This is a genomic window from Curvibacter sp. AEP1-3 (assembly GCF_002163715.1).
GTDB lineage: Bacteria > Pseudomonadota > Gammaproteobacteria > Burkholderiales > Burkholderiaceae_C > Allorhodoferax.
In genome coordinates this window covers 965,985-977,616 of sequence record NZ_CP015698.1, presented here as the reverse complement: position 1 = coordinate 977,616, position 11,632 = coordinate 965,985, and the positions used below count along the sequence as shown (strand labels likewise).

At 60.7% G+C, this 11,632-nt stretch carries 12 protein-coding genes; 6 read left to right on the top strand and 6 right to left on the bottom strand.

The annotated features are described in order from the left end of the window. Positions 1–32 precede the first annotated feature (32 nt). Entirely contained in the window at positions 33–821 is a 789-nt protein-coding gene (trmB, locus tag AEP_RS04640) for a tRNA (guanosine(46)-N7)-methyltransferase TrmB (protein ID WP_087497183.1), read from the bottom strand. A 225-nt stretch (positions 822–1,046) separates the two neighbouring features. Between trmB and AEP_RS04635 the strand changes: the two genes are divergently transcribed. Together AEP_RS04635 and AEP_RS04625 are read left to right on the top strand one after the other, a co-directional pair. Further along, positions 1,047–2,609: a methyl-accepting chemotaxis protein gene (locus AEP_RS04635; protein WP_087494305.1), complete on the top strand. Its 1,563-nt coding sequence runs from the start codon at positions 1,047–1,049 to the stop codon at positions 2,607–2,609. A gap of 420 nt (positions 2,610–3,029) precedes the next feature. Continuing rightward, complete coding sequence (locus AEP_RS04625) at positions 3,030–4,592, top strand: methyl-accepting chemotaxis protein (RefSeq protein ID WP_232459926.1); 1,563 nt, start codon at positions 3,030–3,032, stop codon at positions 4,590–4,592. An 18-nt stretch (positions 4,593–4,610) separates the two neighbouring features. Here the strand turns inward: AEP_RS04625 and gluQRS are convergent, their stop codons facing one another. From gluQRS to AEP_RS04610, 3 genes are all read right to left on the bottom strand, one after another. Further along, on the bottom strand, positions 4,611–5,561 hold the full coding sequence (gene gluQRS, locus AEP_RS04620) for a tRNA glutamyl-Q(34) synthetase GluQRS (RefSeq protein WP_087494303.1): 951 nt from the start codon (positions 5,559–5,561) through the stop codon (positions 4,611–4,613). Positions 5,562–5,571: 10 nt separating this feature from the next. Beyond that, positions 5,572–6,615: an NAD(P)/FAD-dependent oxidoreductase gene (locus tag AEP_RS04615; RefSeq protein WP_232459925.1), complete on the bottom strand. Its 1,044-nt coding sequence runs from the start codon at positions 6,613–6,615 to the stop codon at positions 5,572–5,574. A 62-nt stretch (positions 6,616–6,677) separates the two neighbouring features. Beyond that, on the bottom strand, positions 6,678–7,619 hold the full coding sequence (locus tag AEP_RS04610) for a LysR substrate-binding domain-containing protein (RefSeq protein ID WP_087494302.1): 942 nt from the start codon (positions 7,617–7,619) through the stop codon (positions 6,678–6,680). A gap of 111 nt (positions 7,620–7,730) precedes the next feature. Between AEP_RS04610 and AEP_RS04605 the strand changes: the two genes are divergently transcribed. From AEP_RS04605 to AEP_RS04590, 4 genes are all read left to right on the top strand, one after another. After that, a complete protein-coding gene (locus AEP_RS04605; RefSeq protein ID WP_087494301.1) occupies positions 7,731–8,432 on the top strand; it encodes a pirin family protein in 702 nt (233 codons plus the stop codon). A gap of 65 nt (positions 8,433–8,497) precedes the next feature. After that, the gene (locus AEP_RS04600; RefSeq protein ID WP_087494300.1) at positions 8,498–9,031 is read left to right on the top strand and encodes a flavodoxin family protein; all 534 of its coding nucleotides are present in this window, start codon (positions 8,498–8,500) and stop codon (positions 9,029–9,031) included. A 112-nt stretch (positions 9,032–9,143) separates the two neighbouring features. Further along, positions 9,144–9,593: a hypothetical protein gene (locus tag AEP_RS04595; RefSeq protein ID WP_087494299.1), complete on the top strand. Its 450-nt coding sequence runs from the start codon at positions 9,144–9,146 to the stop codon at positions 9,591–9,593. 14 nt (positions 9,594–9,607) lie between these two features. Then, positions 9,608–10,414 carry a DUF2145 domain-containing protein gene (locus AEP_RS04590; RefSeq protein ID WP_087494298.1) on the top strand — a complete coding sequence of 269 codons (807 nt, stop codon included), beginning with the start codon at positions 9,608–9,610 and terminating at the stop codon, positions 10,412–10,414. 4 nt (positions 10,415–10,418) lie between these two features. Here the strand turns inward: AEP_RS04590 and AEP_RS04585 are convergent, their stop codons facing one another. Beyond that, positions 10,419–11,174 (bottom strand): sulfurtransferase, encoded by a 756-nt coding sequence (locus AEP_RS04585; protein ID WP_087494297.1) that lies wholly within the window; start codon positions 11,172–11,174, stop codon positions 10,419–10,421. 9 nt (positions 11,175–11,183) lie between these two features. Further along, positions 11,184–11,627: a hypothetical protein gene (locus tag AEP_RS04580; protein WP_087494296.1), complete on the bottom strand. Its 444-nt coding sequence runs from the start codon at positions 11,625–11,627 to the stop codon at positions 11,184–11,186. Positions 11,628–11,632 lie beyond the last annotated feature (5 nt).

Below are 11,632 nucleotides of genomic sequence, written 5' to 3'. Positions count from 1 at the left end.
GCGGGGGGGCTACTGCCGGGTGCGAGGCAGGTTCAAACGCGCTCGAATACCACGTCCCACACGCCGTGGCCCAGTTTGATACCGCGGTTCTCAAACTTGGTGAGTGGACGATAGTGCGGTTTGGGGGAGTAGCCCACCAGTTCGGGGTGCTCCGGCAGCGCGCGGTTTTTGAGTTTGGGTTCCGCGCTGAGCACTTCCAGGATCTGCTCCGCATAAGGCTGCCAGTCGGTGGCGGCATGCAGGTAGCCCCCTGGCTTGAGGCGGGCTGCCAACTTGGCAACCAAAGGCGACTGGATCAGACGTCGCTTGTTGTGCTTGGTCTTGTGCCAGGGGTCGGGGAAGAAGATGTGCACGCCGTCCAGGCTGGCCAACGGAAGCATGTGGTCAATGACTTCCACCGCATCGTGGTTGCAGATACGGATGTTGGGGATGTTGTGCTCGCCGATGCGCTTGAGCAAGGCGCCCACGCCGGGCTCATGCACCTCACAGCACAAAAAGTTGGTGTCCGGCAGGGTCAGGGCGATCTGTGCTGTGGCCTCGCCCATGCCGAAGCCGATTTCCAGCACCACCGGGCGTTTGGCATCGTTCGGAGCTTCGGCGCCCGCCGCGCCTGCGAAGACCGCTTCGAAATTGATAGCAGATGGCTGGTAGGGCACCAGAAACTGGGGACCCAACTCGGCCATGGCGCGTTCCTGCCCACTGCCCATGCGCCCGGCGCGCTTCACAAAACTCTTGATAGTCCGCATGAAGGGCTTGGCCACTTCCTCAGGCTGGGAGGCTGCATCGGGGGTGTCGGGAGAAGCGGAATGGGGGTTCGTCATGGCGGCGCGCTGGAAGGGAAGCAGGGCCTGCATTGTAGGCAGTCTGGTTGGCGGCCTAACGATTTTTCAGAACACTGAACTTATTTCATTGTGAAAAATGTTTTTAACAAAAATTATGTTCAATATATTCAATATGATATATTTTGTCGTTGTGTGTTGGTGCACAGAGGCGCACTATTGCAGTGGTCTTCAAGCTTGTCAGGGTTAACACTCAAGGGATTTTGAATGTTCAAGTCATTGCGCTGGGTCATGGCCCTTTTGGGCACGATTGGTGTGGCAGCGGCACTCGCTGTGGCGGCCCAGGGGTATCACTTCATCAACAAGTTGGACGACTCTGCCAACAAGGTCTACGTGGCCAAGGATGTGGTGGCCGACATCCTTCCGCCCCCCATGTACCTGATTGAGATGCGCTTGGTGCTTTCCATGATGATGGACGGGAGCCTGAACGCGGCGGATGGCAAAAAGCGTTTTGACGAACTGACCGCCGAATACGCCCAGCGCGTCGATTACTGGACAAAAAACCCGCCTTTCGGCTTGGAGGCCAAATTGCTGGGTGCCCAGCACACGGCGGCCAAAGCCTTTATTGCCGCGGCGCGCAGCAAGATTGTGGAGCCGGTGGTCGCAGGCCAGATGGATGCCGCCAAGGGTAACCTCGCCACGGTGCATGGCCTTTACATGGAGCATCGCGCCGGCGTGGATGTCACGGTGACGGAAGGCAATGCATTCGCCGCAGCCACGATGAAAGATTTTGACGACACACACAGTTTCAGTACCGGAGCCATGCTGGTTACGGCTTTGGTTGCGGGTGCGATTGTCTTTGTGGTGTACCGCGTGGTGTTGGCCAGCATCCAGAAGCCGGTGCGTGGCAGTACGCAGGCAGCCAAATTGATCGCTGCAGGAGATCTGGCAACGCATGTGCCATTGGATGAAGGCCGGACTGACAGCTTGGGCGCTTTGCAGGATGCTCTCCAGACCATGCGTACGGGCCTGAACAGCACGGTGTCTACGGTTCGCGGTGTGGCTGACAGCGTTGCGAACGCCAGCTCTGAAATTGCACAGGGCAACCACGATCTGTCTGCCCGTACAGAAAGCCAGGCGAGTGCCCTGCAGGAGACTGCGGCCTCCATGGAAGAGCTGACCGCGGTCGTCAACCAGAACGCCGAGTCTGCCGCGCAGGCCAACATTCTTGCCAAGCAAGCGGCTGATGTTGCTCAGCGTGGCGGGGCGGCCGTCGAGCAGGTGGTGGAGACCATGCGCGGCATCAATGAGTCATCCCGCCAAATTGCGGGCATCGTCAGCGTGATCGAGGGCATTGCCTTCCAGACCAACATCCTGGCGCTGAACGCGGCGGTGGAAGCGGCGAGAGCCGGTGAACAAGGCCGCGGTTTTGCCGTGGTGGCGTCTGAAGTGCGCTCGCTGGCCGGACGCAGTGCCGAAGCGGCCAAAGAGATCAAGGCTTTGATCGGGGCCAGCGTGGAGCGCGTGGCCCATGGTTCTGCCCTGGCAGACAACGCCGGCGCCACTATGGCGGACATGCTGCAAGCAACCCAGCGTGTGAGCAACATCCTGGCAGAGATCAGCTCTGCCAGCCAGGAACAGTCCAGCGGTATTTCGCAGGTGGGCGACGCTGTCATGCAAATGGACCAGGTCACCCAACAGAACGCCGCACTGGTGGAAGAAATCGCCGCCGCTGCCAGCAGCCTCAAGATGCAGGCGGCCGAACTGGTGCGTCAGATGGCACAGTTCACCGTGGAAGACGAAAGGCGCGGCAATTTGTTGCTGGCCTGAGCACTTGGCTTGCCCCGGCAGCGCGTCTGCCCCAGGGTTTAGTGCCCTACTGCTCATAAGGTTGAAGCTAGGCAGGCCAAGACGATGTGTGCTGTGGTCTGGTCCCTGTCGATGCCAACCTCCCGTACCACCCGGCCTTTGGCATCATTTCGTGCTCCAGCGCCCGGCGCAACTGCGGAAGCAGCTTCAAAATTGATAGCAGATATTTTTGGAACGCCAGATACTGCTGACCCCATTCGTTCATGGCACGTGCCGGCCTGCTGTCCATGGGTAGGGCGTAGTTCTTGGGTAAAAAATGTTCAGAAAAAAAACGATGCACTAAATCAGTGCAATTGATCTATATTCCCGATCCATGTGCACTCAATCGCACAATTTGAGCGGTGCGTTGGCCGCTCAGACACAACAAAGAAGGAGATACGGATGCTCAAGTCTTTACGCTGGGTCATGGCCATTCTGGGTGCGATTGGGGTAGCGGCGGCGCTTTCAGTGGCAGCGCAGGGATATCACTACATCGGCAAGTTGGATGCTTCGGCCAACAAGGTTTACGTGGCCAAAGATGTAGTGGCAGACATCTTGCCGCCCCCCTTGTATCTGATCGAGATGCGCTTGGTCCTGTCCATGATGTTGGATGGCAGCCTTACGGGCGCGGAGGGAAAAAAGAGGTTTGAGGAGCTTGCCGGTGAATATGCGCAGCGCGTGGAGTACTGGACCAAGAATCCGCCTTTCGGCTTGGAGTCCAAACTCCTGGGTGCCCAGCACACCGCTGCCAATGCTTTTGTGGCGGCTGCCCGCTCGCAGATTGTGGAGCCGGTGGTGGCCGGTCAGCTTGAAAGCGCTCGCGCACAACTGGGCGCTGTGCACGCGAGATATCTGGAGCACCGCGCCGGAGTCGATGCCACTGTGGAGGTCAGCAACACCTTTGCGGCGGGTTCCATCAAGGAATTTGAGAAGACCTATGAGGTCAGTGTTGCGGCCATGTTGATCACCGCTTGCGTAGCGGCTGCCATCGCACTCTTGGTGTACCGGCTCGCGTTGGCCAGCATCCAAAAGCCAGTGCATGCAAGCACCCGGGCGGCCAAGCTGATCGCTGATGGCGATCTCGCAACCCGCACCACCATGGATGAGGGCCGTAGCGACAGCCTCGGTACTTTGCAAGCAGCCCTGCAAACCATGCGCGCGGGCCTCAACCAGACAGTCACTTCCGTTCGCACCGTAGCCGATAGCGTGTCTGACGCGAGTTCCGAGATTGCGCAAGGCAACCAGGACCTCTCCGCCCGGACTGAGAACCAGGCCAGCGCCATTCAGCAAACGGCGGCATCCATAGAGCAACTGACCGCGGTGGTTAACAAAAATGCCGAGTCCGCTGCCCAAGCTGACTTCCTGGCCAAGCAAGCCGCAGAGGTTGCACAGCGCGGCGGTACAGCGGTTGCTCAGGTCGTAGAGACCATGCGGGGTATCAATGATTCCTCGCACCAGATTGCCGGCATTGTGAGTGTGATTGAAGGCATTGCCTTTCAGACCAATATCCTTGCCTTGAACGCAGCGGTGGAAGCCGCCCGCGCCGGCGAACAAGGGCGCGGGTTTGCCGTGGTGGCCTCAGAGGTGCGTTCGCTGGCAGGGCGCAGCGCGGAGGCCGCCAAAGAAATCAAGTCTCTCATCAACGCCAGTGTGGAGCGGGTGGCCCAAGGCTCGACCCTGGCCGAAGACGCCGGATTGACCATGGTCGACATGCAGCAAGCCACCCAGCGCGTCAGCAACATCCTGATTGAGATCAGCGCAGCCAGCCGGGAACAGTCCAACGGCATCTCGCAGGTCAGTGACGCGGTCATCCAGATGGACCAGGCTACTCAGCAAAACGCAGCCTTGGTCGAAGAAATAGCCAACACCGCCACCGGCCTCAAGAAGCAAGCGGCCGAGCTGGTGCGTCAGATGGCGCAGTTCACCGTGGAAGACGAAAAGCGCGGAACTTTGCTGTTGGCGTGACTGCCTATGTGATCCCGCTCAGGGAAAGCGCAGGCGCCACTCGCCCGTCCAGTGAAACAGGGCTGCGCTGATATCACCGGCCTGGGGTTGCATCCCCAAAGCGCTGGCAGCGCGATTGAGCGCAGCCAGCGGGTCTGAGAGGTCCAGTGCGGCAGCGCCGTTTTGCTTGCTCAGTTTTTCGCCATTGGTGCCCAGCTCCAAAGGCGTGTGCAAGTACTGCACGGGTGGAAGCCCCAGCGCCGCCTGAAGCGCCAACTGGCGCACCGTGTTGTCGGCCAGGTCGGCCCCCCGCACGATGTGGGTGATGCCTTGTGCCGCATCGTCTACCACCACCGCCAGCTGGTAGGCCCAGAGGCCATCTGCCCGCAGCAGCACAAAGTCACCCACTTCGCCCGACAACCTCTGTGATTGGAGACCGAGTCGCCGGTCCGTCCATTCCCAGTTCGGGCTTGGAGTTGCTATTATTTCCGTAGCTGCTCGCGCATATTCCTCGGGCGCTAGCACCTGTTTTTGCATGATTTCTGCCAGGTCGGTGCGGAATCGCCATGCACGGCCGGTGCGACCGTGCAGCCCCGCGCGGCAGGTGCCGGGGTAGACCAATTCGCCATGGCGTGACTTGCTTTCCCCCTGGGCTTCCCGCGCCAGCGCAATGTCTTTGCGCGAGCATGCACAGGGGTATGCCATGTCCTTGGCAATCAACTGGTCCAGGGCGTCGCGGTACAGAGCGAAACGCGCGCTCTGCCACACGGGCGTCTCATCGGGCAACAGTCCGCAAGTGGCCAGTTGCTGCAGGATGAATTGGTCCGCACCGGGCACGCAGCGGGGCGTGTCCACGTCTTCGATGCGCACCAACCATTGCCCGCCATGGGCGCGGGCATCCAGCCAGCTGGCCAGTGCAGCAAGCAAAGAGCCCGCATGCAGCGGGCCCGTGGGGGAGGGGGCAAAGCGCCCTCTGTAAGTCACATTCAATGTGCGGGAGTTAAGCAACTTTCAGTGCGAGTTCCAGACCGGAGACAAACGCGTCTTCCACGCGGTGGCCTATGCACCAGTCACCACACACGCCGATGCCGGACTTGCTGTCCCACAAAAAGCTCTCGCCCAAGGGCGCTTCGGTTTTGGCATAGAGCCAGCGGTGCACTTGCGCGTGGGCGGGTTCGGCACGGATGCCGGTGATCTCGGCAAAGGCCTTGATCAGCTTGGCCTGAATGCGGTCTGGGGTGTCGTTCAAATGCTCTTGGGACCAGGCTGCACTGGCCTGCACTGTCCAGCGCTCGACCTTGCCGCGGCCGGGCTTGCTGGATTCACGGGATAGCCATGCCACGCGATGGTGGGTGCTGCGGGCGGCATTCCACTGCGGGCCCAGGGTGGTGAGGCCGGGCTGCACCGCCTGGGGGTAGGCCAGCATCAGAGTCCAGCAGGGAGCGACGGAGACTTTGGAGGTTTTCTTGGCCATCGCGGCGCCTTTGGGGGTGGTGGCCAGCAGTTCTTGGGCTTGGGGGTGGGGGATGGCGAGAATGACCTCGTCAAAACCGCCGTAGACGTGGTTGGTGCCGGCGTCACCCGAGGTGCGCAACTGCCATTTCTTTTTGTGCAGGGAGTCCTGCTCCAAGGCAGTCACGCGGGTGTTGACCAAGAGTTGGCCTGCATCCAGCAGCGGCTTGGCCCAGGCGCGCAACAGGGCGTTCATACCGGGTGCAGGCACCCAGTGCGCATCGCGGCCGGGCAGGGCGGCAGCAGCTACCCGCCCATGCGAGTCGAGCACGCGCACGGTGTTGGCACTCCAGGGACGGCACAGGCCGGGCGTGGTTTGCAGGGCCTGGGTGAAACGCGCATCCCGCACCGTGAAGTACTGGGCGCCATGGTCAAAGGTGCCGAAGGCGCTTTCCCGCGTCGACATGCGTCCGCCGGGGCCACGGCTTTTTTCAAACACGGTGACGGTATGACCAGCCTGGACCAATGTGCGCGCACAGGTGATGGCTGCCATGCCGGCGCCCACGATGGCGATGTGTCGGGATGTTGTCATGGGCGCTATCTCCAGTAGTTGTAATGGTCTCTTTATACACGCAGCTGCAGGGCGTAAATCGTTTATGAAGTGCGGTGTTCCGATATCAGTGCGGCCCGCGTGGTTTCACTCTCCAGCTGATTGAGCCACCACTGCAAAGCATTGCCCTGATTCACTGTTTTGGACAGGCGCCAGGCATAGTGCAGCGGTACCGTGCGCTGGGGTCTTTCTGTTTTTTTGACCACCAGGCGGCCGGTGGTGATGTAGCTGTCAGCCATGCAGCGGGGCAGGTTGCCGCCGCCCAGGCCGCGCAATTGCGCGTCCAGCTTGGCCTGCATGGTGGGCACGGTAAAGACGTCCTGCCCACTCAGCAGGCCGTAGGTCTGGCCCGCTCCGCGCTGGATGGAGTCCGCCACGGCCACGGCGCGGTGCTTCTGGATTACGTCATCGGTCAAAGGCTCGGGGGCATCGGCCAGAGGGTGGTGGGGGGCCACGGCATACACAAAAGTCATGCTGCCCAGGGGTTTGCTGTGCACGCCCGCAGTGCGCGCAGAGTCGGGGCCCACACCCAGGGCCAGGTCGGCCTGCCCGGTGAGTAGCGCCTCCAGGGTCCCGGATAGCGTTTCTTCTCGAATCCGAATGCGGGTAGGGGGCGATTGGCTGAAAAAGCTCTCGCACAGCTCCATCACCACCGGTTTGGAAATCACCGTGTCGATGGCAATGGTCAGTTGCGGCTCCCAGCCGGTAGCCACACGCTTCACACGGTTGGCCACGGCGTCAATTTCTTCCAGCAATCGAGCGCCCTCGCGCAGCAGCTCCGCACCGGCGGCGGTGAGCTTGGCCTGGCGCGAGCTGCGGTCATACAAGAGCACGTCCAAGGCGTCTTCAATCTGGCGCACCCGGTAGGTCAGGGCGCTAGGCACCATGCCCATCTCGCGGGCGGCTGCGGCGAAGCTGCCAGCCTCTGCGATCGACTGCAACATGGAGAGTGCGTCGGGGGTGAGGAAGTCACGCGCGGTTTGCATGGTCGATGCCCTTAAGTTGAGTTTTTTTGAATGATGCCATCAAACGGCATGGATGGAAATCGAGTGGCCGGGGCCTAAAGTTCAACCCATACGAAACCAGAGGCACATCACATGTTGACCGTACGCAAATCGCAGGACAGAGGCTATGCCGACCACGGCTGGCTCAAGTCTTTTCACAGCTTTTCGTTCGCCGGGTACTACGACCCCGCGCACATGGGCTGGGGCAATCTGCGCGTCATCAATGAAGACCGCATCGCTCCCGGCACCGGCTTCGGCACGCATGGCCACCGCGACATGGAGATCATCAGCTACGTCATGTCGGGCAGCCTGGCGCACAAAGACAGCATGGGCAATGTCAAAGGCATTCCACCGGGCGATGTCCAGCGCATGAGCGCAGGCACCGGGGTGATGCATAGCGAGTTCAACCACGCGCCCAACGACACGACCCATTTCTTCCAGATCTGGATCGAGCCCAATGTGACCGGCATTCCGCCAAGCTACGAACAAAAGACATTCGCTGCAGCCGAGAAGCAAGGCACCCTGAAGCTGGTGGCTTCGCCGGATGGTGCGGAAGGCAGCGTGGTGATTCACGCCGACGCCAAGCTGTACAGCGGTTTGTTGGACGGCGCCCAGGCAGCGAGCCTGGCGCTGGACCCCGCCCGCAAAGGCTATGTGCAGGTGCTGCGCGGTTCGGTATCGGTGAACGGCACGCCCCTGCAGACTGGGGATGCTGCGTTGCTCAGCGCCGAAAGCACCTTGGTGCTGGACGCGGCGCAGGATGCAGAAGTCCTGGTTTTTGATCTGGAAGCCTGATTTTTTTCCGGTGTCCGCAAGGTGCGGGCATCTTTCTTTGAGTCTTTTTACCTAGGAGTTAACAAATGGCAAAAGTAGCAGTCGTGTTCCATTCCGGTTACGGTCACACCCAGCGCGTTGCGCAATTCGTGGCAGAAGGCGCCAGCGCCGAGCTGATCACCATCGACGCCAATGGCGACATCACCGATGCCCAGTGGGCCACTCTGGATGCGGCAGACGCCGTGATCTTCGGTTCCCCCACTTACATGGGTATGGCTTCTTGGCAGTTCAAGAAGTTTGCCGATGCATCCAGCAAGCGTTGGTTCACCACTGCCTGGAAAGACAAAGTGGCTGGCGGCTTCACCATTTCCGCAAGCCCCAGCGGTGACAAGCTGTCCACCATCCAGTACTTCATCACCCTGTCTCAGCAGCACGGCATGATCTGGGTCGGCCAGCCTGCCATGAACGACGGCACCATCAACCGCATCGGTTCCAACTCCGGCGTGATGGCCCAAGTCGGTCCTACCAGCCCTGCCGAAGACATCCCCCAAGGCGATCTGGACACCGCCAAAGCTTACGGCGCACGCGTGGCATCCATTGCCGCCAAGCTGAAGGCCTAAGCTTGTCTCAGACCTCTTCGGTCTGAAATGCTTGAGCCCGCTTCGGCGGGCTTTTTTGTGTCCGCCGGAAAATTGCGTAAGCTGTGGGCTTTCAGACAACTGGAGTTCCGTTTTGAAGATCCGCTTTGCTACCAAAGTAATAGCTGCTTGCGCAATTCTGGCGGGCGCTAGCGCGCCTTTTTATGCCTATTCACAGACTGACGCTTCTGCGTTCAGTGCCATCAGTGCCATGCCTGTGGCTTCTGTGGTCGGGGCCAGTGCGGGTGCGGTAGTCGCCATTCCCGTCGCGTTTTCTACGGCGGGCGCAGTGTTGGTGGTGAAGGGCGTGGAGGCCTCTGTCAAGGGCACGGTCTATGTGCTGGAGCGTATGTCCGATGGCGCGCGGGCCAGCGTGGAGGTCTCGGGCAAAGCAGCCTCCGGTGCCTCTGCGGCCGTGGGCACTGTCGTGTTTGTCAGCGTGATCAGCACCGGCGTGGTGTTGTCCGTTGCGGGCAAGGTGATCGCCTTTATCCCCAACGAAATCGGCAAGGCCCTGTTGCACAACGAACGCGTCAGCCAGTGAGCCGCCCGAGCTCCATGCAGCGTTGCCTGGCTGCCGGCCTGCTGGTTGTTTCTTTTGCGGGTCAGGTACAGGCCGGCCGCGCTTGTAATGAGCCGCAGGACCTGAAGCCTGAGACCGTGGAGAAGTCCATGACCTTGGCCTGGAAGACACTACAGGCGCTGGATGCCAGCGGAGCCAAGGTGGTAGTCATGGCGCGCGCCGGACAGGACCTGAGCAAATACGGTGTGCGTTACTCGCACCTGGGGTTTGTGTACCGGCAGGACACCGCGGATGGCGGGCATGTGTGGCGGGTGCTGCACAAGCTCAATCTGTGCGGCACAGCGGAATCCGCCATCTACCGGCAGGGGCTTGGCGAGTTCTTTCTGGATGACCTCTGGCAATACGAAGCAGCCTGGGTCGTCCTCAGCCCGCAAGCCCAATCCGCGATGCTGAGAGTGCTGCACGATGCGCAGCAGTCCCTGGTGCTCCACCAGCCGCGCTACAACATGGTGGCGTATCCGTGGGCAGAAAAGTACCAGCAGAGCAACCAGTGGGCAATCGAAACACTGGCCTTTGCAATGACGGCCGGCACTGCAGCGCCGGTGACCAACCGCGCTCAGGCGCAGAGCTGGTTACAGGGCGCCGCTTACCAGCCTACGACCCTGACGATCACCCCTTTGGTGCGCCTCGGAGCGCGCATGACCAAGGCGAATGTGGCGTTTGATGACCACCCGGATGAGAAGCGCTATTCCGACCGCATAGAAACCGTGACGGTGGACTCTGTGTTTGCCTGGCTCAAGCGCGCCAATCTGTCCGCTGGCGACCCGGTGGTGCAGCGCTAGCCGCTCAGGCTTCGCTGCTGTGCTGCAGGCCGGTCGCCTGCAGATCTGCACCGAGTGCCCGGCGTTCGTCGAACACAAAGCAGCCACCGTTGTAGTGGCTGCCGTCGGTTTCCTCAAAGTATTTGAGGATGCCGCCTTCGAGCTGGTAGACGTGTTCCAGGCCTTCTTCGCGCATCAGGATGGCCGCTTTTTCACAGCGGATGCCCCCGGTGCAAAAGCTGACTACGGTTTTGTCTTTGAGCTCGTCCAGGTGCGCCCGGAAGGCGTCCGGGAATTCGGTGAACTTGGTAATTCGCCAATCAATGGCGCCATCAAACGTGCCTTCATCGACTTCAAAGTCATTGCGCGTATCCAGGGTAACCACCGGGCGGCCATTGTCATCATGCCCCTGGTCCAGCCAGCGCTTGACGGTTGCGGGTGCCACCGAGGGCGCGCGGCCATCAGCGGGTTTAATGGTGGGGTGGTTCATGCGGATGATTTCACCTTTGACCTTGACCAGCATTTTCTTGAACGGCTGTGTGTCCGACCAGCTTTCCTTGGGCGCGATATCCGCAAACCGGGGGTCTTGCTGGAGCTGGCTGACAAAACTCCTTACATCATCTGCCGGCCCGGCGAGAAACAGGTTGATGCCTTCTTCAGCCAGAAGAATGGTGCCTTTGAGCTGCAGGGCCTGTGCCCGGGCCAGCAAAACCTCGCGCAAGGCCGCAGCATCCGGAAGCGGGATAAATTTGTAGGAAGAGATGTTCAGTACGGTGTTCACCGTCTGATTTTAATTGCCTGCGTCCGGGCCAGCGGTATCCGGCAATTGCAGCTGGGTCTGTATCCAATCCTTGGCGCTTTGGCTGTCGGTAAAAACGCGGGAGGCGATCACGCTATCCAACAGGGTGTCAAACCGGCTGCGCAGCAATGAGGCTCCCTCTACATGGGGCGCAATCACGAAGGCCACCGCTTTGAGGCGGGAGCCGGCCGGGCGGTTGGCGTAGTCGGCACGGGTCTGGGCATAGATGTCCTGCCCATAGACCAGCGTGTCATGCATGTGGTTGATGATGCCCCAGGGTCCGGCGGCGTTCAGTGCCTTTACCTGTTCCTTCATCTGGGCGGCTATCAGGGCACGCATCTCGGCGTTCCAGTCGCCATGCATGTGCACGATCAACATGCCGGGCGCGAGCTCGACCAAGGCGGATCCGTGCGGGTTGAACAAGTGGCTGGTCACAGGGT